Origin of the sequence: Peribacillus sp. FSL H8-0477 (assembly GCF_038002765.1) — a bacterium.
GTDB lineage: Bacteria > Bacillota > Bacilli > Bacillales > DSM-1321 > Peribacillus.
Genome location: NZ_JBBODE010000001.1, coordinates 471,776 through 493,765, shown reverse-complemented (window position 1 = coordinate 493,765; position 21,990 = coordinate 471,776). Strand labels below are relative to the sequence as shown.

Below are 21,990 nucleotides of genomic sequence, written 5' to 3'. Positions count from 1 at the left end.
ATCCAGGAGTAGCCTTCTTCAATTATTAAGAAGGATATGATGGAGCGAATGTATGTCACGAAATCATGAAATTAAAGTTATTTATCTACCGAAAAGTGAGCTGATCTTCACGACGATTATTTATGGGAGGCACCCTCTTCAACTTGAATTAATTAATAATTTTCCGGTGTTTTTGCGATAAGATTAGTTTCCAAAAGGATACTTCGTTATTTTGTCATTACTGATTGGAGCCTGCCCTATGAAATGTCATTTTGTCACCATCAACAAGCAAAACGAGTGTTTTACCATCTTCAGTGATGTCAATGAACTTCATACTGCATGAATGAGTATCAAACGAAAACTCATAGCTTTCTGCATTGTATGTATAGTTCTCGCACAAATCAAAATCATTATATGGGTTGCCAGCAGAGGGACTATAATAGGAAACGGTACCATCTTCCCCTAAAAATAATTTAAAATCGCGTCCATTATCATCTTGGAGCCAATTTACACCTGCAATGCCCGCTGGTAATGGAGTTTGTTCATGTGTTTCCTTATCTCCACAACCGTTCAAAAGGGCGATACATAGGATCATCCACATCCATCTTTTCATTATTAATCTCCTTTTTGCTTAATAAGCTTTAAAAAAAGCTAACTTATTTCACACTCGTATTGTGACCGTGTTTCGTCTGGGCGGGCGAAAAAGCTGTCGAGGATTTTTCGACAGCTTGGTGAAACGTATAATTAAAAAAATAATGGAATTAGACTTCCGATGATCGCACCAATGATGGCTGTTAATGCCATGGACACGGAACTCATTGAGAAACTTAGTTCTCCGTATTCGGAAGCTTTGGATGTGCCAAGTGCGTGTGAGGCGCTGCCAAGCGCAATTCCTTTGCCAATCGAACTTTTGATATGAAAGAGTTTTAAGAGGATTGGTCCAAAAATCGCTCCGATCAGTCCGGCAATCAAAACAAAAACGACTGTAATGGCCGGGATTCCTCCCAATTCTGAGGATACCTCCATGGCTACAGGCGCCGTAATCGATTTAGGCATCATAGAAAGAATCATGACTTTGTTCAAGCCGAAAAGGGAAGATAGTAACACACCACTTGCCATCCCGGTGAAGGCTCCGATGCCTACTCCAGCCATAATTGGTTTGATATTTTTTCGTAAAATCTGCCGTTGATTATAAAGTGGATAGGCAAGTGCTACAACGGCTGGTCCTAATAAAGAATTAATCCACTTTCCCCCGATTAGGTATGTGTCATACGAGACATGGAAACTAATGAGCAGGAGAATGAGGACAATCCCTGTTGTCATCATGGGTACGAGGAAGGGAGAAGGGAAGTAGGTGTATAAGTAATTCATGCCAAGATAGATAAGTATAGTTATAGAAATAATAAAAAGTGCGATAAGAATTTGGGTCATGACTTCTCCTCCTGCCTTCTTTTTGATTTGTTTTCGGAATATTGACTGGCACGGCCAGCAGCCCCGATGGTGATAATCGTACTGATGACTACAACGATGAGTAATAAGAATCCTTTGTTAGAAAGTAATTCTGGGTAGTTGATGACTCCTATTAATGTAGGAATGAAAAGAAACGGCAGGAATGCCAGCAAGAATCCGGCTCCTTGATCAATCCATTTCACAGAGAAAACATTTGTACATAAAGCAAGGAAAAGCAGAATCAACCCGATGATACTCCCTGGAAGGGGAATGTGTAGGTAAGTATGAAACAACCCTCCTATAAAAGAAAAAGCAAATAAAATAGCAATTTGCGCCAAAATACGTAGTATGTTCATCACAGAAAGATATCCAATTACGGAATATCGTCACCTCCAAATCTCGTAGGAATTTTCAATAACCCCTATTATACGACTTTTTTTCATAACCTGTAGGTGTGATGCTTGGAAAAATTGCAAGAACTTGATAAAAGTCATCTAGTAAGGGGCAAAAGTCCTGTAATAAAATAAACCTAGTTCTTCTTTAGTGAAGAGCTTTTTTTGATGTTATAGGTAATTATTCTTAAATAAAAGTAAAAAAAGCCGATAGTAACTAAGTATTTAGTTGGAATTATACTGAAATTATATTGAGTAGGTCATTAGAACTTCAAAATCTTTTTTATTAAAGGAGTAATCAGAAATGACGTTGTTTCAAACGGATCATAAGAACAAAGCATTTATTATTACCATTGCCGGATTTGCAGGAGCAGAAGGAGCTGCATTATTTGTTGAAGGCTTAAAAAAAGAAGTAGCCCAAATTGATGTAAAAACGTTTACCTTGATTGCCGATGGAACGAATATGAAAACATTTAAACCTGAAATCTTGCCGATTCTTGAAAAAAGCTATCAATTGTACATGAGTTTGGGATTCAAAAAAGTGTTAGTTGTGAGTCCTGCCAGTGTGACACCTCGATTACAGATTAAACGAGTGGCTAAAAATGTCCATTTTACAGGAGAATTTATTGGAAGTCTTCGAGAGGCCCTCACGGAATCAGCACAAGATTGAGTTTGTGATAAAACATGATACATAAGGAGAAAAGAAATATGACAACAGGAATTATCTTAAAAGAAGCGGCTGTTTATCATCCTAGTAAAATCGTTAATAACGATTATTATCTAAAACATTTCCAGGAGCAAGGAAAGAATATTGAAGGTCTGCTTGAAGCATTAGGCCGAGAAAACAGATACATAGCTGATTACGAAAAAGAAAATACCTTAACGATGGCCATCGAAGCATCTAAAAAGGTTTTAAAAAAAGCTAACTTAACAGGTAGTGATATAGATAGTATTATTTTCGTGTCAAGCACCCCAGAATTTTTTGCTCCACCAAGTGCTATTGCCATTCATCATGCGATAGAAGGCAAACCGGATGCAGTCGTAAGCGATATGAATGCTGCTTGTGTTGGTATGATTATCGCAGTGGAACAAGCCAGTCGTACGATGATTGGCAACCCTAATCTTCAGCGTACATTAGTTGTGGCTTCTGAGCAGCTTCACCGTTACGCAAGTAAAGAAGAAGCTGTAACATTTGCTAGTTTTGGTGATGGTGCATGCGCAGTGATTTTAGAAAAAGAAGAAAATAAGAGTCGTGGATTTATTGACTCGGCATATAAAATTGATACCGATTCTATTGATAAAATCGTTCTGCCGGCATGCGGTGTTTCAAACTTATCAGACGTAACGATTGATGCCTATGATAAGCGGGTCAAATGGGAAAATGTCAATAATGACAAGGCCTTTCTTTCAACTGTGGAACTAATTGAAAAACTCTTAATCCGTCACGATCTTACGACGGCGGATATTCAGGCATTCTGTTTTTCACAGCTTTCCAGGAAAAATATCTATAAAATTCAAGAAGCATTTAATGAAGATATCACCAAGTTTCCAATCGTAGGAACTGAGTATGGTTACACGGGTTCAGCAAGTCCCTTTATGGCTTTCGAACGTGCAGTCAGCACAGGTCAGTTGAAACAAGGCGATTACGTCATTTTTTGGTCAGTAGGTGCGGGTTCAGCGGCTTCTGCGATGTTGTTTAGGTATTAATAAGGAATATTCATAGATGGAGTTGGAGACATGGAGAAGATAACAAGTCGGTTAATGCCAGGTGTCACTATCGGTACACCACATCTACTAATCGGAGTAGTCGTCATCGCTTGTTTATTTATTGAAAATCACTATTTACAAAGAGGATTAGCGGTAATAGGAATCCTTGCCATGATGGGCATAAGTTTATGGTCACAGAAAAAAGTAAATAAGCAATTATCAATGATCAATGAGTATGCAGAAAGTCTCGAGTCAGGTGATGAACTAAGAGAATTAGACGAAAAAAATGGTCATGATTCATTACAGAGGATGCACCAAGCTGTGAACAAAATGGCAATGCTGATAGGTCGCTTGAAAGCAGGAATTACAACAGCTGACAGCCATACAGAAGAATTGTCTGCGACAACGACCGAGCTGATTTTTATTATGGAAGATATGAAAGAAACGATTCAAACCATGTCTGAGGGTTCACTTGAATTAAGTGCCTCCACAGAGCAAATTAGTGAGACGGCCAATCATATAGAAATGGCGACAAAAAGGCTGTCTGAAAAGGCTGAAGAAAGCGGCCGGGTAGCGCTTAAGATAAAAGAGCGTGCTTCTCAAGTGAAAGAAGATGCAAGCAAATCGGCTGAGTCTTCGTATGCGATGTATATTGAAAAAGAAGCCAATATTATAGAAGTAATTGAGAAGGTAAAAGTGGTAGAAGAAATCAAGTATTTGGCAGATACGATCGGCAGCATTGCTGGTCAAACCAATTTGCTTGCGTTAAATGCATCGATTGAGGCAGCTAGAGCAGGAGAAGCAGGCAAAGGATTTGCCGTGGTTGCTGAAGAAATCCGTAAGCTTGCTGAACAGTCTGCACAATCCGTTGATAATATTCATCATGTGACGGACCAAGTACAAAATGCATTTGCCAATCTGACCATAAATTCAACAGGTATTCTAGATTACATGAATATGAAGGTAAAGCCCGATTATGATCAATTCGTCGAGGTTGGGATCCAATACGAGAAGGATGCAGAATTTATTAATAAAATGTCAAATGATTTGGCAGGTGCGTCTAAGCAAATGGCCCAATCAATAGAAGAATTAAACCGAGCTATTCAAAGTGTGACAACAAACAGTCAGCACTCAGCATCTTCTAATGAAGAAATTCTATTTACTATTTCCGAAGTTTCCTTAGCGATTAAAGAGGTGGCAGATAACGTTCATGCACAACATGAGCTCACTTCAAGCGTGAATCAATTATTCAATTCATAATACTGGACAACAGATTGTAGAGAACATAACGGTTCTCTACAATTTTTTTGTATATGATTAGGTAACACTATGGACAGAGCGAATGAATTATGATATCTTTAATTCAAGATAAATGTATTCAAGATAAATTCAGGAGGGTGACGGCAATGAATGGTTTAAAAGGTTTACATCACGTTACAGCGATTACAAGCAGCGCGGAAAAGAATTATGAATTTTTTACTTATGTGTTAGGGATGCGATTAGTAAAGAAAACCGTCAATCAAGATGATATTCAAACGTATCATTTGTTTTTCGCAGACGATATTGGCGGAGCGGGCACAGATATGACATTCTTTGATTTTCCTGGTATTTCTAAAGGTGTACATGGAACAAATGAGATATCCAAAACATCTTTTCGTGTTCCAACGGATGAAGCCTTACAATACTTTGCAAAAAGGTTCGATCGTTTAGATGTAAAACACACTGGAATCAAAGAACAATTCGGGAAAAAGACGCTTTCCTTTGTCGATTTTGATGATCAGCACTATCAGTTGATTTCTGATGAGAATAATGAAGGCGTAGCAGCTGGTGTACCGTGGCAAAATGGTCCGATTCCATTAGAATATGCCATTACTGGATTAGGACCAATTTTTGTTCGAATAGCCGATTTTGATTATTTTAAAGAAATGCTCGAGAAAGTCTTACAGTTTAAAGAAATTGGGAAAGAAGGACAGTTTCACCTATTTGAAGTAGGAGAAGGCGGGAATGGCGCGCAGGTTATAGCTGAGCACAATACGGTTCTTCCTCAAGCTCGTCAAGGTATTGGTACCGTTCATCATACGGCATTCCGCGTAGACGACCGAGCAGTTTTAGAACATTGGATTAAACGGATGGAAAGCTTTGGTTTTCAAACATCCGGCTATGTTGACCGCCACTTCTTTGAATCCCTTTATGTAAGAGTGGCTCCGCAGATTCTCTTTGAGTTTGCAACAGACGGCCCTGGTTTCATGGGAGACGAACCGTATGAAACGCTAGGAGAAAAATTATCACTGCCGCCATTCTTAGAGCCAAAACGGGAACAAATTGAAAAGCTGGTCCGCCCGATTGACACAGTTAGAAGTACGCGAGAAATCATAAAAGAATAAGAAGAAAAGCCAGTGACGCTGACAATATGCCTCACTGGCTTTTCTTTTCTTATTTATTGGATTATTATGAATATATCGAAAAAATCCATGAGGAGAGTGAATAGGATGACACTTACGCTACTGCCTGCTCAAGTAGCAGACAAACCCATTTTAGCTAACCTGTATTCTCTCTATTTACATGATTTATCAGCCTATACGGATAGACTCACGATCCACTCAGATGGTTCCTTTGTTTTTGATGACCTTGATTATCTTTGGGAAGAAGAAGGGATTTCCCCTTTTCTAATTAAGGATGACGATCACTTAATTGGATTTTTGTTATTGCTAGAAAGACCCTATCTAAAAAAAGAAATAGATTATAGCGTCAATGATATTTTTATTCTTAATTCATATCGAGGAAAAGGCCTTGGACTAAAAGTAATTGAAAACTTATTTCAAGTAAAGCCTGGCAGCTATTATATTATCGAGCTGTCAGCCAATAAACCCGCCGTTATGTTTTGGAAGAAAGTATATCAGAAGCTGAATATTTCTTTTAAAGAAGTGGTGGAACATATTGATGAGGATGCCTGCTTAATTCAAACATTTGATGTTGTAACCTGCAGCGAAACTAGTTAAACTTCGCTGCATAAATGTTCGGTATACAGAAAAAAGACAAGGAACGAAAAGAGTAAATAGACGGGAACATCCCGTGCGTCTAGGATTTATGAAAACCACTTACATAGAGAAATAGAAAACGGTTTTGTTTTTTAACCCTTTTTCGAATTAGAAAGACATAAAAGCGATCGTAACCATCCTACATAGAATCCCTCTTTTATTTTATCTTTTAGCACTTCTTATGGCTTCTGCGCAATCCCGCGTCAAACAGAAAAATTCAGCTAGATTACTAGAAGGGAGTTTTGGTAACATGGGACTGTTATTTGAAGATAGACCAAAAGTTAAAAGTTGAAAGCTGTTATCGTACTAAAGTGTTTGATCTATATTGGCTTGATCGTTGTGGTAGTCCGCACATTATTTATGGGGTTTTCCTTTAAAAATTTTAGTGTCGTTTTTTTACTGTTTGGTTTTGTTTCCCTGATAGATGGAGTGGAAGGGTACTTGCATAAACAAAAACGAAAATACTATCTTTTTGACCTTGTGCTTGCCTTGATGTACTTCCTGATCTATATCCAGTATCAAGCTTTTAATTAGAGGAGGGAGTTAGAGATGAGACAAATTATTGCTATGGGCGGCGGCGGATTCTCAATGGAACCTGAGAACTTGCTGCTTGATACCTATATTCTCAATCAAAGTCTTAAAGATCAACCGAGTGTTTGTTTTGTACCAACGGCAAGCGGGGATCAAGAGCTTTATATTAAACGGTTTTATCAATCCTTTATAAAAATGAAATGTGTACCCTCACATCTATCCTTATTTGAACCGAACTTCACAGACTTAGAGCGATACATAATGGAGAAGGATATTCTCTATGTGGGTGGCGGGAATACCCGAAATATGTTGGTATTGTGGAAAGAATGGGGAATAGATGTCATCCTAAAAAAGGCGTATCATAACGGGACTATCCTTGTGGGACTGAGTGCAGGATCAATATGTTGGTTTGAAGAAGGACTAACAGACCCCCTAAATGGCCCCCTTTATAAAATCAACGGATTAGGTTTTCTCCATGGGAGCCATTGCCCACATTATGATGGCGAAGAGAAAAGACAATCTTCATACCAAAGGATGCTCACTTCAAAAGAAATTAGTGCTGGATACGCAGTGGATGATGGTGCGGCCTTACACTTTATCAACGAAAAGGTTAGCCAAACGATATCCTCTAGACTAGAAGCAAAAGCGTATTATCTTAGTAATGAAAACGGTAGAGTTGTGGAAGAACCAATGGATGCCCTTTACTTAGGAAATAAAAAACTCATTCTTTGAATGGGTTTTTTAAGTTTAACCAGTTCTTTTTTGGGTGTTCAGAATATCGGATAGTTTAGACGATTTTGTGGATTGTTAAGAATCTGGTTTCCCAGTAAAGTTAGGCTATACCGAAAAGGAGTGTGAAGGAAATGAAAAAAAGCAAAAGCAAGTTATTATTTTTATGTTTATTAATGTTAGCGTTTTCATTAGTTGCGTGTTCTTCTAATGAAAAAACGAATACAGGAAAAAAGGCAAAAGAGTTAACCGTTTATTCGCCGCATCCTCTTGAATTTACAGAGCCGCTAGTTAAGGATTTTGAAAATGAAACCGGTATCAAAGTGGAGCTGATTTCAGCAGGGTCTGGGGAATTATTGAAGCGGGTTGAATCCGAGAAAAACAATCCATTATCTGATGTATTATGGGGTGGATCTATTTCTACACTTGATTCTAATAAAGAATTATTCGAAAAGTTCACATCTAGCAATGATGACCAGGTAGCTGACGAATTTAAAAACAAAGACGGTTATATAACTAGGTTTTCGGTTATTCCAAGTGTGATTATGGTTAATAAGAATTTAATAGGCGATATCAAAATAGAAGGTTACGAAGACTTACTTAATAAAGAGTTAAAAGGGAAAATTGCTAATGCAGATCCTTCAAAGTCTTCTTCTTCATTAGAACAATTAATTAATCAGTTGTTTGCTATGGGCAATGGTGATCCAGAAAAAGGCTGGGATTATGTATCGAAATTAATAGATAACTTAGACGGTAAGTTACTAAGCGGATCATCAGCTGTTTATAAAGGCGTTGCTGACGGTGAATATACTGTTGGATTAACGTTTGAGGAAGCAGCATTAAACTATGTTAGAAATGGTGCACCTGTTGATATAATTTATCCGAAAGAAGGTACAATTGCTAAGGCTGATGGCATGGGCATTGTTAAGGATGCCAAAAATAAAGAAAATGCTCAGAAATTCGTTGATTATGTGACAAGCAAGGACGTTCAACAAAAAATTACGTCAGAATTGAACAGACGATCCATCCTTAAAGACGTAAGCATCGATAAAACGACAGGTATAAAGGATTTAAGCGAAATTAAAGTGATTAAAGATGATGAAGAATGGTCAAATGAAAATAAAGAAAATATGTTAAACAAGTATAAGGATATATTCACAAGCAACTAAGAACAAAGATTTCAGCCGTCACACTCATTTTGAGAAGGGGCGGCTCTTCTATAGGAGGAATAAGAATGCCAACTCAAATAACATTTGATCATGTATCAAAAAAATATGGAGATTTGACGGTCATCAATAACTTATCTTTAGAAATAAAGGAGGGGGAACTCTTCACATTACTTGGTCCTTCGGGCTGTGGGAAGACAACACTGCTGCGGATGATTGCTGGTTTCCATAGTGTAGATGGAGGAACCATTTCGTTTAATAATCAAGTGATCAATTCAATTCCTGTTAATAAACGAGATATAGGAATGGTCTTTCAGAGCTATGCCATTTTTCCACATATGTCTGTTAAGGACAATGTGAAGTATGGATTGAATGCTCGCAAACTCTCAAAGGAAGAAAAAGCGAAGCGGTTAGAAAATATCTTGGAAACTGTTCAAATCACTCAATATAAGGACCGCTTGCCAGCGATGCTTTCAGGTGGACAGCAACAGCGCGTAGCATTGGCTAGAGCGATTGTCATCCATCCCAAGGTATTATTAATGGATGAGCCGCTTTCCAATTTAGATGCAAAGTTGAGAATTGATATGCGCCGGGCCATTAATGAAATTCAACAAAAAATTGGTATTACAACGGTTTATGTGACACATGATCAAGAAGAAGCATTGGCCATTTCGGATCGTATTGCGGTTATGAACAGCGGCGTTATTCAGCAGGTGGGAGCACCCACATCCATTTATTTGCGTCCTGCCAATCAATTTGTTGCCACATTCATTGGACATTCCAATTTATTTAAAGGAAAAGTGAGCAAAGAAAACAATAAAACGACGCTTACTCTTGAAGATGGCTACAGTTTCGAAATGAATAATATAAGCAGTGAAGCAAAAGATGGCCAGCTTGTTACCGTTGCTGTTCGTCCAGAAGAATTTGCTATTTCAGAAACAGATGATGGAATTGACGGACTAATTATTTTTAGGAATTTTCTCGGAAAATATATTAATTATGAAATTGAACTGCCAAATGGAAATAGAGCCGAACTAAGTCAGGATACCAATACGGCTAAACATTTCTTTACTGTAAATCAAAAAATAAAGCTTACTGTTTTAATAGATAAAATTAATATATTCACTGAGGATGGGGAGGAAAGTCTCATCGAAGGAGTGAAAAAATATGAATAGAAGTAAGTTTAAAATCAATTTAGATTTTTGGAATATCATGATTATCCTTTGTTTTGTTATCTTTATTATTTTCTTAGTTTATCCATTATCTTCGCTGATTTTTAACAGTTTTAAGGATCCGTCAAATGATGCGTTTACATTAGCAAACTATAAAACGTTTTTTGAAAAGAAGTACTATTACCAGTCGTTATTTAATAGCTTCTCGATTACGATTTTAGTCACGATATTTGCTGTATTACTCGGCGTGCCATTAGCTTACTTAATGACAACGTTGAAAATTAAAGGGAAATTTATTTTGGAAATGCTAATTATTATTTCGGTATTGTCACCGCCGTTTATTGGAGCCTATTCCTGGATTCTATTATTGGGACGAAGCGGGGTTGTTTCGAATTTCTTCAGAGAAAACTTCAATATCCAAACTCCTAGTATTTATGGATTTGCTGGAATATTAATTGTCTTTACCTTTAAGTTGTTTCCTTTCATTTATCTTTATGTGTCAGGTGCATTAAAAAAAATGGATTCATCCCTTATAGAAGCAGCTGAGAGTCTTGGTACAACAGGAATTAGAAAAGTATACACACTCATTCTTCCATTAATTCTACCAACAATCCTGGCAGGGGCTTTATTGGTCTTTATGAATGCATTAGCGGACTTTGGTACACCAATGTTAATTGGTGAGGGATTTTCCACGATGCCTGTTCTAATTTATTCAGAATTTATTAGTGAGGTAGGCGGGAATGCATACTTTGCTGCGGCTTTAAGCTCCATTATGATTGTTATAACCGCTGTTATTTTCATTGGACAAAAATATATTGTCAATAAGAAATCTTTTGAAATGAGTTCACTTCGTCCAATCAAACCAGTGAAAATCAAAGGAACAAAAAATCTATTGGCACATGTTTTTATCTATCTTACGGTTGCGATTGCGATTATTCCACAGGTTACTGTTATTTACACATCATTTTTAAAAACACAGGGCTCAATATTTGTTAAGGGCTATTCATTTGACAGCTATATTACCGTTATGGATCGAATGGGGGACTCTATTTTAAATACCTTTTTCTATGGCGTGATAGCGATTATAATCATTATTATTTTAGGAATGTTAATATCATATGTATCGGTGAGAAGAAATAATTTTTTTACTTCACTATTGGACACGATTGCCATGTTTCCATATATTATCCCTGGTTCAGTACTCGGGATTACGTTGTTAGTTACGTTTAATGACCAGCCATTAATGCTAAGTGGCAGTGCTGCAATACTTATTGTTGCCTATGTAATTAGGCGTCTGCCCTATACAATGCGATCGAGTGCTGCGATCATTTATCAGCTAAGTCCGAGTCTGGAGGAAGCTTCTATCAGTCTAGGGTACTCTCAATTTAAAACCTTTATCAATATAACGGCAAAATTAATGATGCCTGGTGTGTTAGCAGGTGCCCTTTTAAGTTGGATAACGGTCATTAATGAACTGAGTTCTTCTATCATCCTTTATACAGGAAGTACTAGGACCATGTCAGTAGCGATTTATTCCGAAGTTATCCGTGCAAGTTACGGTACAGCAGCAGCATTGTCAACGATATTGACTATAACGACGATTATTACTTTATTAATTTTCTTTAAATTTAGTAAATCAAAAGAAATTAGTATTTAAACTTTTGACACCTCATAATAATTCTGAGGTGTCTTTGTTCCTTCTGACAGAATTGTTGGAAAAATAAGTCTAGTCATTATAGGGATATATAATTATACTATGGTAATACCACATGAAACGATGCGCAGTGCAGTTTGGAGTTTTTAGAATGAAAGATAAATTGTCAATAAAAAAAATGTATCGTGAAAAATTGAGCCGTTCTCTTTTACTATTTGCCATCATTCCAACTGTCTTAGTGACAGCGTTATTTTTTCAATTGTTTTTTTCGATTGGGATTTATATCGGCAATCATGATTTAGTAAATAAAAACAAGGAATTATCTGATTTTCTAACAAAAGAAATTGTTTCTTATAAAGAAGATATGCGGATTTTGCAAGCAAACCCCAACCTGTCTTCTGTTTTTGAAAGTAAAAAAATGCACACTCATACTTATGAAGAGTTGTATCAAATTGTGGCCAATCACCATTTAAAAAGCAATTTTTATATTGTTAGTCGAGATGGTGATGTTGTATTGACCAATGCTTATCAAAACTCAGCAATAAAGATATACCATAAGCAATATTTAGCTTCACTTCATCTGAAGCCAAAAGATGAAATTACGATTTATAAAGAAAAAGATACTGAACTGTTAGATTATGCTTTTTTAAAGCTGACAACCCCTGTATATAAGGGTGAAGAAGTGGTTGGATTTATTATTTTTGATTTACAATCTACCTATTTAAAGCGTTTTTTCGAAGAATCCTATTACACGGATATAGTCATCACTGACCCTTTTGGTAATCAGCTCTTCACATCGAAGAAATCTCTTATTCTCGGCAGCGGTAAAATGATGACTTTCAACGAAAAGGAATATAATGTGGCAACAACAGATATTGTTAATGACGAATTACGTGTACATTCTATTCGATATATGGGGTTAATTAATAAACTATATATCATTGGTTTTTTAGGGTTATTGGTAATCAGTATATTGTTAATAGGCATTACAAGATTATTTGCAAACAATGCAGCTAAACGAAAAACAAAATCCATTGACACGATTCTTTCGACTATTTCGGAGGTAAACGAAGGGACATATAAAGGATATAAAAAGTTAGAAGATAATGACGAATTAGAATACATTAATTATTATTTGAATGAAATGATCCAGTATAGGGACAGCTTATTATCGGAAAACAAAGAAATTCTGGTCCGTAAGACAGAAGCTGAATTGAAGGAACTTCAGATGCAATTTAATCCTCATTTTTTATTTAACACACTTGAAAATATTAAATTTATGATTCGATTGAATCCTAGTTCGGCTGAACAACTGCTGCTAATGCTTTCTTCTATCCTTAGATATTCTATCAATAATACCGAACAAAACAGCCCAATCAAACATGATTTACTGTATATAAAAGATTATTTAGAAATACAAAAATATCGGTTTGAAGAAAGGCTCCATTATACCATTGATCTTCCTGTAGAGCTTGAGGAGTATAGTATTCCTAAGTTGATTACACAGCCATTAGTAGAGAACGCAATAAAATATGGAATTGATGAAGTTAGTGAACTGCGTATTACGATTAAACTATCAAAAACTAAGAAAAGTTTACTGATTATCATCGCAGATACAGGCATTGGTTTTACAGCTGAACGTCTGCAAAAGATACGTAGATTATTACAATCATCTGCTAATCACTCGAATCATATAGGAATCTATAATGTACATAGAAGAATTCAACTGAAATATGGAACATCTTATGGTGTAAGAATTTTTAGTGAAAAAGGAAAAGGAAGTCTATTTCTCATTAAGATTCCTATCAACAAGGAGGATAAAGCATGATAAACCTGTTGATTGTTGAAGATGAACGGATGATTCGTCAAGGTCTCCTCTATACAATTGACTGGACAGCCCTTGGCGTTTCTATTGTTGGGGAGGCAAGTAATGGGCAAGAGGGGTATGATAAGATTATCGAGTTGAAGCCTGATATTGTCCTTACTGATATAAAAATGCCGAAGATGAATGGTATTGAGATGCTCGAAGCGGCCAACCAGTCACATTTTTTTTACAAAATTATTTTGTCCAGTTACAGTGATTTCACCTATGCTCAAAAAGGGATAAAATTAGAAGTCTTTGATTATATTTTAAAGCCAGTAGATGAGAAAATTTTAAATGCAGCAATATCAAAGCTACTATTAAAAATATCCTACGATCGCGAAATGAAAAGTAAAACTAAAAAAATTTCTTATTATGAAGAGTTGCTGGAGGGAGCCGGTATAACTAAGGATGAAATGAATATCTATGTGAGGCAAACTATAGATTACGTGAGAGAAAATTATCAAAAAAAAATAAATATTGAAGATATGGCGGAACGCTTTAACGTAAGTGCCAGTTATCTAAGCCGTGTTTTTAAAAAAGAAACGAATCATACAATTACAGATTTTTTAAACCGGTACCGAGTGATGAAGTCGATTGCCCTTTTGCTGACGAATCATTATCGAATTTATGAAGTAGCCTACGAAGTTGGATTTTCTGACTATAAGCATTTTTGTACAGTCTTTAAAAAGTATGTTTCCTGTTCACCAAGCGAATTTTTACATAGGGATAAGTAAGAGGAAGATTCAGGTAAAGTAGTTTTAAATCTTTTATAAGAACATGGTCCCTTTATTATGTTCTTGCTCCATTTTTTTGCTGGCTGTGGTATATTTAAACTACCTAGCATGAGAAGTAAGTGAGGTTAGTATTTTTTTCCATTCCATACATAGGCATTCATTTACTTTACAGTATAGTGTAAATGAGTGATTTTTTATTTAATTAGGTAAATAATCAGGTACATATTATAGGAGTGATGTTAGTGTTACGAGCAGCAATCCCCAATGCGTTTACATTAAGTAATTTATTATGTGGATTTCTTTCCATCCTTTTTGCAGCCAACGGCGATTATAGAAATGCTGGGATCTTGGTGTTAATCGGGATGATGTTAGATAGTATGGATGGACGAATTGCCAGGATGCTAAAAGTCCAATCTGAAATGGGTAAAGAACTTGATTCACTTGCAGATATAGTGACGTTTGGTGTAGCTCCAGCTGTACTAGTGTATTACTATTCTTTTGCCATCTATGGATTTACAGGCATGTTCGTTGCTGGATTATTCCCTCTGTTTGGCGCTTATCGTCTTGCAAGATTCAATATTAATGCCTCAAAGTCATCTATGAATTATTTCCGCGGTGTTCCAATTACGGCTGCTGGCGGTATTTTGACCTTATTAACACTGATTCACGACTGGATTCCCAATATCGTGATTAGTGTATCATTTACGGCACTTTGTTTTCTGATGGTGAGCCGTATTCGAATACCTAGTCTTAAATCCATTCCTTTACCAAAGTACGGTACTCTTGTTACAGTGTTTTTAGGGATCATTATTATTTTAATCTTTAAAACGAAACACCAGGAATTCCCTTACTTCATCTACATCGCCATTCCATTATATATTGCATATATAAGTTATCAATTTATGAAAAATAAACACTTAAAGCAGGACAAACTGAACTAGGCGGGAAAATTCCCGCTTAGTTTTTTTGTTTACATTGTTACAGTAACTCATTTATTAGAGGGATTTGCACGAAACATGTAGAAACATAAGATATAAGAAGGAGGGATTATTCTGACGGAAAAGGTGGTCACATTCGAAGGTCGCATTAAGGAGCTTGGAGAATTAAAGTTAGTTGGATTGCGTGTTATAAGCACTGGGAATGAGTATCTAAGAGACATTCAAAAAACAGCTAAGACTTTAAACATTCGAATGAGAGACATTCAACAAATCCTCCAGCCTGAAAATCAAATTGGCGCTTTTATTGTCGAAGAAACCTGTGCTGAGCAAGATGGGTATTATGTTTGCGTCCAAGTTGAAGACTTCCATCAAGTACCTAAAGACATGATCACATTAACCATACCTTCACAAAGGTACGCCGTTTTAATCCATGAGGGATTAAACAACCAGATTAAAAAATCATTTGAAATCATTCATATATGGATTGAAGATCATGGTTATAAGCAATTGAAAAACAAATGGCATCTAGAGTGGTTTACCTATCAAAGGGGATAAATAGAAGCCAATTATCCCCCCTTTGGTTAAGTTGTGCGGTGATGGGAATGCTTTTTTACTTTATCAGTGAGTCTCAAATAAATAAGTAGACATAGTAAGCCCATACAACCAAATATGGAAGACATCACGGCAGCTGACAGCCAGGTACTTATCAAAATAAAAATACCTGCAGTGCTAATTCCGATAAATGAAAATAATGAATAGGCTGCCATATATGTGCTTCGTGCGTGATTTGGAATGAGATCTGCTAACAAGGTCTGTTTTACAGGTAAGTAAATCATTTCACCTAATGTTGCGACAAACATTGCAACGATTAAAAGAATGGGTACATCACTTAAACTGATCAGTATATAACCAATGAAATAGAGACTAACGCCTAGTAGTATAATAAATCGGTCATTATATTTTTTAACAAAATATGAAATGACAAGGGTGAGAAGGACAATTAAAAGCGTGTTTTCTGACTTAAGGATTCCAACTAAATTGATTCCATCTGCCCTAAAGAATAAAAAGGCTTGCGGCTCCGGTATGTTGTTCGTTAAGCGGATAGCAATATAATTCGTCAATTGTTCTTCCATCGAGATGAGAAGTAAATTAGCTACAATAAAGGCAGTAAAGCTCTTATGTTTGAGGACCTGACTATATCCTTTTAAAAAGGTGTTACCCCGTTTAGGTATAGTCTCAAGCGGCACAGGAGTATAGGTTTCTTTAATGCAGCTTATTGTAATGATTAGAGAAATAAATAAGCAGAAAGCGATTCCTATATATAAGAAGAAATGATAGTTAAAAAATAGAAATGCACCAATAATGCCGCCTATTGAGATAGCTAAGTTTCGCAGCCAATAGGAGTAGGTGTAAATAGAACGTCTATTATCTAGGCTGCTGACATCGATCAAAAGAGCTTGATAGGCTGGTTCAGCGGCACCGCTAAAAAAGTAAATGACCATAAATAAGAAGAACGTTATATATGGCATCGTAAACAAAGAAGAATTAACAAGGGCTACACAGGCAAACCCAATACTCACGATTGCTTCAGATAATACAATGACTTTTTTTCGACCGACGTGATCAGCTGCATATCCACCCGTAAGCGAACCGACCATACTTGCAGTTAAAACAAATATAAACATGAAACCTGTTATAAAGGTTCCTACTGTTTTGGAGAAGTAAATAATAATGTAAGGCAATACGGTCATAGTGGCCAGCGTGGTTAGAAACTGCAATAAGAGTCTAATTTGAATGGTTTTATTAAAGGTTAAAAAAGTCATAAATTCCTCCTTGGTTTATGATTGATTAATCAATCACTCATGGGTTAAAAAAAACTCGAACCTTACTGTCGCTCAGGTCCGAAGAGCTGGATCGCAAAAGGTACGAAGTCCTCCCATAGAGTACTTTGGGGATCATCTATTAGATTTAAGCGCAGTCCCATTAATAAACTAGTGTAGGAAATAGCTGTATAGGCAGGATCTTGGATTTTTAGCAGCCCTAGTGTTTGACCTTTTTTCACAAGGACAATCAGTTTATCCTTAAGTTTTGCATGAAAATCATCAAGCTCTTCAAAAGTACTTTTATGATGTTTGTTTTGAGCAATGACAAAGACAACTAAATTTAGATAATTACTGAGTCCTGAAAACACATCAATATGATGAATAATCATATTTTTAAGTTCGTTCATGAAATCTTCTGCATCAGGATTAAAATTAAGAAGCTGTTGTGAGTAGGTATGTAAGGGTTCAATAACCGCAGAATGGAAAAGATGCTCCTTGTTGTCAAAGTAGGTAAAGACGCTGCCAAAACTAACACCAGCAGCTTTTGCAATGTTTTGAACAGTGGTTCCTTCATAACCTTTTTCAGAAAAAAGAATAATCGCAGTTTCTAAAATACTGTTACGTTTTAGTTTCATATTCAACAATTGTTCATCAGAAAGCCCCATCATATATCTCCTTATCAATGATTAATCAATCAATCATTTATTTAATAATATACTAACTGAGAATGGAATAATTGTACAGATATTTACATTTTTATGTTTTATAATAAATGGAGCATACATTTGTGTAGTAAGGAGGCGGGAGTTTGGAGTTTCGTTCGAAAATAGACAAGTACTTTATCGCGACTATATCCATTGCTTGTTTAGTGATACTTGCTGTATTCATCATTCCTCTTAGTGTAGATAATGAAAGAACCAAGACTGATATTCTAATTGTTCTCTCTTTATGTGTTTTATCCGTTGGGTTTATTTTATGGATTCCGTTCACTATTAAATACGTTTTCTACCCGGATCATTTATTGGTTAAAGGCGGACCCTTTAAAAGTCGAATTCCCTATGACAAAATAACAAGAATATCTCCAGTAAAAGAAATTTTTACAGGTTATCGACTGTTATCTTCTAAAGAAGGGATGGAACTTTTTTATACCTCGGCAGCTCTTGGCAGTGTGAAGATCTCACCTAAAGATAGTGAGGCTTTTATAACTGAATTAAAGAGGCGTTGTCCGACCGTCCAGATTAAAAAGTGAGAAAGCGTTTATCCATTGGTACAGAGGGAAGTATATAACTATAGACATTTCAAGGAGGTAATAGATAATGGCAAATAAATTACTCGGTGTTGCGGCATTAGGCGCGGCGGCTTACTTCATGCGTAACAAAGAAACTCGCGAAAAAACAATCAATCAAATAAAATCATATGTAGATCCACAAACTGTTGAAAAAGTAAAAAATACGTTTCAAAATATGACTAAATCAACGTCTACTGACTCAGTGGTAACTGATAAAGAGGTACCTGAAAAATCACCAACCTTTTAATTAATAGAGAGTACTAACGCTTGGAGAAATCCAAGCGTTTTTTAATTCCTAAAATTAATTGTACACTTTTTATTAAAAATGTAAGAAATAGGTCGATATAAAGATGTGGATAGTCTTTTTAACTAGCGATGCAGCATTTAAAAATGAGAATGATTAACTTAAAGAATGTGTTTGAGAATTACAGAAGGGGAGTACAAACGTCCGTATGGATTTGAACTCCTTAAATCAGGAATTAGGAGAACTCTTAGAAGTAAATTCCATCAGTAGACATCATCATCAAAAGGGAGAGTTACTTTGAATGTATAATAATATTGAATCTTTAGATAGTCTGATTTCCATGGTTCCTATGATAAAAAAAGCCGTACCAGCTGACTTGTCCATCGCGATTTGTGATTTAGAAAAATTTATTGCCATTTTTCCCGGTGAAACAATCAATTTAAACATTCGTGTTAATCAACCGTTAAACCCAGATGAGCCACTTTCTTTAGCTTTACGGGAGAATAAAGCTTTGAAGGAAAATGTGCCGGCAGATTTTTATGGTTTTGAGTTCACTGGAACGGCTGTGCCTTTACATAATAATAGTGGTGAAGTAATCGGTGGAATTGCTGTTCAGTTACTGAGACAAACAGAGTTAAGAAAAATTGCCGACCAAATCTCTGATTCACTCATACAAGCCAATGAACAAATACATAGTGTTAGGGATGGATCAAATTCATTAGCCGAGTTTTCGCAGCAACTCTTACTTCAATCACACAATGCTGGTGAGGATGTAGAGAAATCTACTGAAGTGCTTTCAATCATAAAACGTGTTGCTGATCATACAAATTTACTCGGTTTAAATGCAGCAATTGAGGCGGCTCGCGCTGGAGAAAAGGGCAGAGGATTTGAAGTGGTAGCTAACGAAATTCGCAAGTTTTCAAGGGAGACGGTAGCTTCGACGCAGACAATTAATGAAACAATGAATGATATCAAGGAAGTCACCCATTTAATGGGGACATCTATACAAAAAATCGCTAATATCGGACAAGAGCAAGCTGTTTCTATTTCCCAAACATCTACCTTTATTGAGGAAATTCAAGAACTGGCAAAAAAACTAAATCAATTTGCTAATAAGTTATAACCAAAGCTGCACAATATTTTGCGGAAAATAAAAAGAACTCCTTTTGAATAAAATCAAAATGAGTTCTTTTTTACGTTATAGGAAGTTGTTATGCGTTTTGCAGTGCTTGTTTTGCATGCATCTTTTTCATGACAAATCGTGCTATGGGTTGTGCGATTAAAAGTTCAATCCAAAATGCTATGCCAAAATTTCTAGGCCAAATATGAAAGTAGTTTGTAAATGGCTCTAAGCTTACTTCACCTGAACCTACCCATGTACCTATTATCGATAGACAGATTGATAATACGGTAACATTCATGAGTGTATTTAATAAAATTCTAGCATTAAATCCATCCGTTTTTCCGACGAATTTCGGCAGGAGTCTCCCAACAATTGGTCCTGAAACCATCCTTACTAATACAACAACAATAATCCACATAAAGGGAATAATCTTTAAGGTATCAAAATAGACATCCTTACTAAATCCTCGTTCTAATCCTACAATAATGGGCGCGATGGTGTTTACTGAAATGATTGAAATAATGAATAAAAATAGGATGCCTTCTTTTGCATTTTGCGGAAGCCTAGCTTCTTTGTGCATGTTTGTCATCTCCATAAATTAATATTTCAGATGGCAGACGTTCGTAATCAGCACGAAAAAAAGTGAGACCCATTTCAGATGGCCTCACTTTGTCGCTGCACACTGCTAAGCTGATTATACCATTTGAGAGTAAAATAGTCATCATTATCCTAGATCATTCATCCAGCAGTCTCAGGGTTTTTATCCTTCGATTTCCTTTCAATTAAGTTAACAGCAGCCGCCTGAGGTGCTATTACATACACCGGTCTCCGGCAGGCTTAATTCAACCCGATTAGCACTTTCTTCATCTCCGGCTAAAAAGGCAGTAATCGAGCGAACTTGTTCATAGCCAGTAGCCATTAAGAACGTTGGAGCACGACCGTAACTTTTTGCACCTACAATATAAAATCCTTTTTCTGGTTGACGTAAAACTGCTTCTCCGTGCGCATCAACTGTCCCGCAGCTATGTTCATTTGGATCAATGAGTGGAGCTAGTGCTGCCACACTTTCTGTGGTTGGATCAATAGTTAAACGAAGCTCTCCGTTTATCGTATAATCAGGGCGGCTGCCTGTATTAACGATTAAGCGATCAAAACCGTCTAAAACTTGTTTTTGACCTTGCTGAGTACCAATAATTGAAAGTTTATCTTTTCCATCTACAGAGGAAGTAAAGAATGCAGTGACAACGTGAATGTCCTCTTCATCCACAAGCTGATGAATACGTGAACCGAGTGCTCCACGTGCAGCCAGCTCATCATTTTGTTCACCGCCATACGCCATTTCTACACGTTCTTTTCGTAAAATCCATGTAATGTCTGTAGCTGGGAACTTTTCTTTCAATTCAACTAAATTTAGTAATGAATGAATGGCTGAATGCCCGCTTCCGATAACGGCGATTTTTTTATTTGCATATTGTGAAGGGGCTGCAGTCACATTTGGAATATGATAATCAATGTTTTTGGATAAGGCTTTTTCAGATGAAAGCCATACACCATTTCCTTGTGCAGGATTTGGATTTCCCCAAGTACCAGTTGCATCTAAGACTGCACGAGCTTCAACTGTTTTCATTTCTCCGTTATCCTCTAGATAAAGGATAAATGATTGCTCGTTACGATCTTTTGACTTCATTTTATCATTGTATTTTCGCGTAATTGCTTTAACTTGATGATTAAGATGAATATATGGTTTCAATTGTTCGAGATCGGCTAATGGTTGTAAATAAGTATCGATTAATTCTTGTCCTGTTGGAATAAGCTCTCCGTTTGGTTCTTTCCAGCCTGCTTGTTGCAGCAAGGCTTTCGCGGACGAATCAATGTTATATTGCCAAGGAGAAAATAATGTGACATGTCCCCATGTACGAATATTTCCACCGACTTCTTCACATGCTTCGAATAGGATAAAAGGTTGTTTTCGTACGGCAAGATGTGCAGCGGCAGCTAACCCAATAGGTCCTGCTCCAATAATAGCTACCGGCAGTGAAGATTCCGGAGTACAACAATTCGTTGAAGAATCACAACAAGTCTCTTGATTTAAAATTTTAAATGTTTTCATAACATGTGCCTCCATAAATAAGGATTTACTTATATATTTTCGAGAAATT

23 protein-coding genes are annotated in these 21,990 nt (G+C 36.5%); 16 read left to right on the top strand and 7 right to left on the bottom strand.

Going from position 1 to position 21,990, the window contains the following annotated elements; all coding sequences use genetic code 11:
- Positions 1-217 precede the first annotated feature (217 nt).
- The 3 genes from MHI18_RS02620 to MHI18_RS02610 all read right to left on the bottom strand — a co-directional run bounded on the left by MHI18_RS02620 (position 218) and on the right by MHI18_RS02610 (position 1,784).
- A complete protein-coding gene (locus MHI18_RS02620; protein WP_340845864.1) occupies positions 218-592 on the bottom strand; it encodes a hypothetical protein in 375 nt (124 codons plus the stop codon).
- A gap of 131 nt (positions 593-723) precedes the next feature.
- Positions 724-1,410, bottom strand: a complete 687-nt coding sequence (locus MHI18_RS02615; RefSeq protein WP_340845863.1) for an LrgB family protein — start codon at positions 1,408-1,410, stop codon at positions 724-726.
- The gene (locus MHI18_RS02610) at positions 1,407-1,784 is read right to left on the bottom strand and encodes a CidA/LrgA family protein (RefSeq protein ID WP_340845862.1); all 378 of its coding nucleotides are present in this window, start codon (positions 1,782-1,784) and stop codon (positions 1,407-1,409) included. Before MHI18_RS02610 ends, MHI18_RS02615 begins: the two co-directional genes overlap by 4 nt.
- Positions 1,785-2,124: 340 nt before the next feature.
- Here MHI18_RS02610 and MHI18_RS02605 point away from each other — a divergent pair, with 340 nt between their 5' ends.
- The 13 genes from MHI18_RS02605 (at position 2,125) to MHI18_RS02545 (ending at position 15,908) form a co-directional block, all read left to right on the top strand.
- On the top strand, positions 2,125-2,490 hold the full coding sequence (locus tag MHI18_RS02605) for a hypothetical protein (RefSeq protein WP_340845861.1): 366 nt from the start codon (positions 2,125-2,127) through the stop codon (positions 2,488-2,490).
- Between the two features lie 38 nt (positions 2,491-2,528).
- Positions 2,529-3,527 carry a 3-oxoacyl-[acyl-carrier-protein] synthase III C-terminal domain-containing protein gene (locus MHI18_RS02600; protein WP_340845860.1) on the top strand — a complete coding sequence of 333 codons (999 nt, stop codon included), beginning with the start codon at positions 2,529-2,531 and terminating at the stop codon, positions 3,525-3,527.
- 30 nt (positions 3,528-3,557) lie between these two features.
- Entirely contained in the window at positions 3,558-4,787 is a 1,230-nt protein-coding gene (locus MHI18_RS02595; protein ID WP_340845859.1) for a methyl-accepting chemotaxis protein, read from the top strand.
- 146 nt (positions 4,788-4,933) lie between these two features.
- Positions 4,934-5,911 (top strand): ring-cleaving dioxygenase, encoded by a 978-nt coding sequence (locus tag MHI18_RS02590; RefSeq protein ID WP_340845858.1) that lies wholly within the window; start codon positions 4,934-4,936, stop codon positions 5,909-5,911.
- 105 nt (positions 5,912-6,016) lie between these two features.
- Positions 6,017-6,526: a GNAT family N-acetyltransferase gene (locus MHI18_RS02585; RefSeq protein ID WP_340845857.1), complete on the top strand. Its 510-nt coding sequence runs from the start codon at positions 6,017-6,019 to the stop codon at positions 6,524-6,526.
- 588 nt (positions 6,527-7,114) lie between these two features.
- Positions 7,115-7,828, top strand: a complete 714-nt coding sequence (locus MHI18_RS02580) for a Type 1 glutamine amidotransferase-like domain-containing protein (RefSeq protein WP_340845856.1) — start codon at positions 7,115-7,117, stop codon at positions 7,826-7,828.
- Between the two features lie 131 nt (positions 7,829-7,959).
- Entirely contained in the window at positions 7,960-8,994 is a 1,035-nt protein-coding gene (locus MHI18_RS02575) for an ABC transporter substrate-binding protein (protein ID WP_340845855.1), read from the top strand.
- 65 nt (positions 8,995-9,059) lie between these two features.
- Positions 9,060-10,166, top strand: coding sequence for an ABC transporter ATP-binding protein (locus MHI18_RS02570; protein ID WP_340845854.1), 1,107 nt, complete (start codon positions 9,060-9,062; stop codon positions 10,164-10,166).
- Entirely contained in the window at positions 10,159-11,820 is a 1,662-nt protein-coding gene (locus MHI18_RS02565) for an ABC transporter permease (protein ID WP_340845853.1), read from the top strand. Before MHI18_RS02570 ends, MHI18_RS02565 begins: the two co-directional genes overlap by 8 nt.
- A gap of 148 nt (positions 11,821-11,968) precedes the next feature.
- On the top strand, positions 11,969-13,645 hold the full coding sequence (locus tag MHI18_RS02560) for a sensor histidine kinase (protein ID WP_340845852.1): 1,677 nt from the start codon (positions 11,969-11,971) through the stop codon (positions 13,643-13,645).
- The gene (locus MHI18_RS02555) at positions 13,642-14,415 is read left to right on the top strand and encodes a response regulator transcription factor (protein ID WP_340845851.1); all 774 of its coding nucleotides are present in this window, start codon (positions 13,642-13,644) and stop codon (positions 14,413-14,415) included. Before MHI18_RS02560 ends, MHI18_RS02555 begins: the two co-directional genes overlap by 4 nt.
- Positions 14,416-14,651: 236 nt before the next feature.
- Positions 14,652-15,356 carry a CDP-diacylglycerol--serine O-phosphatidyltransferase gene (gene pssA / locus MHI18_RS02550; RefSeq protein WP_340845850.1) on the top strand — a complete coding sequence of 235 codons (705 nt, stop codon included), beginning with the start codon at positions 14,652-14,654 and terminating at the stop codon, positions 15,354-15,356.
- A gap of 123 nt (positions 15,357-15,479) precedes the next feature.
- Entirely contained in the window at positions 15,480-15,908 is a 429-nt protein-coding gene (locus tag MHI18_RS02545) for a GyrI-like domain-containing protein (protein ID WP_340845849.1), read from the top strand.
- A gap of 26 nt (positions 15,909-15,934) precedes the next feature.
- On the opposite strand, the gene MHI18_RS02540 is transcribed toward MHI18_RS02545, so the two are convergent.
- Together MHI18_RS02540 and MHI18_RS02535 are read right to left on the bottom strand one after the other, a co-directional pair.
- Positions 15,935-17,176: an MFS transporter gene (locus MHI18_RS02540; protein WP_340845848.1), complete on the bottom strand. Its 1,242-nt coding sequence runs from the start codon at positions 17,174-17,176 to the stop codon at positions 15,935-15,937.
- A 62-nt stretch (positions 17,177-17,238) separates the two neighbouring features.
- Positions 17,239-17,841: a TetR/AcrR family transcriptional regulator gene (locus tag MHI18_RS02535; protein ID WP_340845847.1), complete on the bottom strand. Its 603-nt coding sequence runs from the start codon at positions 17,839-17,841 to the stop codon at positions 17,239-17,241.
- Between the two features lie 143 nt (positions 17,842-17,984).
- On the opposite strand from MHI18_RS02535, the gene MHI18_RS02530 reads away from it, so the two are divergent.
- The 3 genes from MHI18_RS02530 to MHI18_RS02520 all read left to right on the top strand — a co-directional run bounded on the left by MHI18_RS02530 (position 17,985) and on the right by MHI18_RS02520 (position 19,831).
- Positions 17,985-18,425: a PH domain-containing protein gene (locus MHI18_RS02530; RefSeq protein WP_340845846.1), complete on the top strand. Its 441-nt coding sequence runs from the start codon at positions 17,985-17,987 to the stop codon at positions 18,423-18,425.
- A 67-nt stretch (positions 18,426-18,492) separates the two neighbouring features.
- Positions 18,493-18,711, top strand: coding sequence for a hypothetical protein (locus MHI18_RS02525; protein WP_340845845.1), 219 nt, complete (start codon positions 18,493-18,495; stop codon positions 18,709-18,711).
- Between the two features lie 298 nt (positions 18,712-19,009).
- Positions 19,010-19,831, top strand: coding sequence for a methyl-accepting chemotaxis protein (locus MHI18_RS02520; RefSeq protein ID WP_340845844.1), 822 nt, complete (start codon positions 19,010-19,012; stop codon positions 19,829-19,831).
- Positions 19,832-19,919: 88 nt separating this feature from the next.
- Here the strand turns inward: MHI18_RS02520 and MHI18_RS02515 are convergent, their stop codons facing one another.
- Both MHI18_RS02515 and MHI18_RS02510 read right to left on the bottom strand, forming a co-directional pair.
- Positions 19,920-20,411, bottom strand: a complete 492-nt coding sequence (locus MHI18_RS02515) for a hypothetical protein (protein WP_340845843.1) — start codon at positions 20,409-20,411, stop codon at positions 19,920-19,922.
- 207 nt (positions 20,412-20,618) lie between these two features.
- Positions 20,619-21,941 (bottom strand): NAD(P)-binding domain-containing protein, encoded by a 1,323-nt coding sequence (locus MHI18_RS02510; RefSeq protein WP_340845842.1) that lies wholly within the window; start codon positions 21,939-21,941, stop codon positions 20,619-20,621.
- Positions 21,942-21,990: the final 49 nt, after the last annotated feature.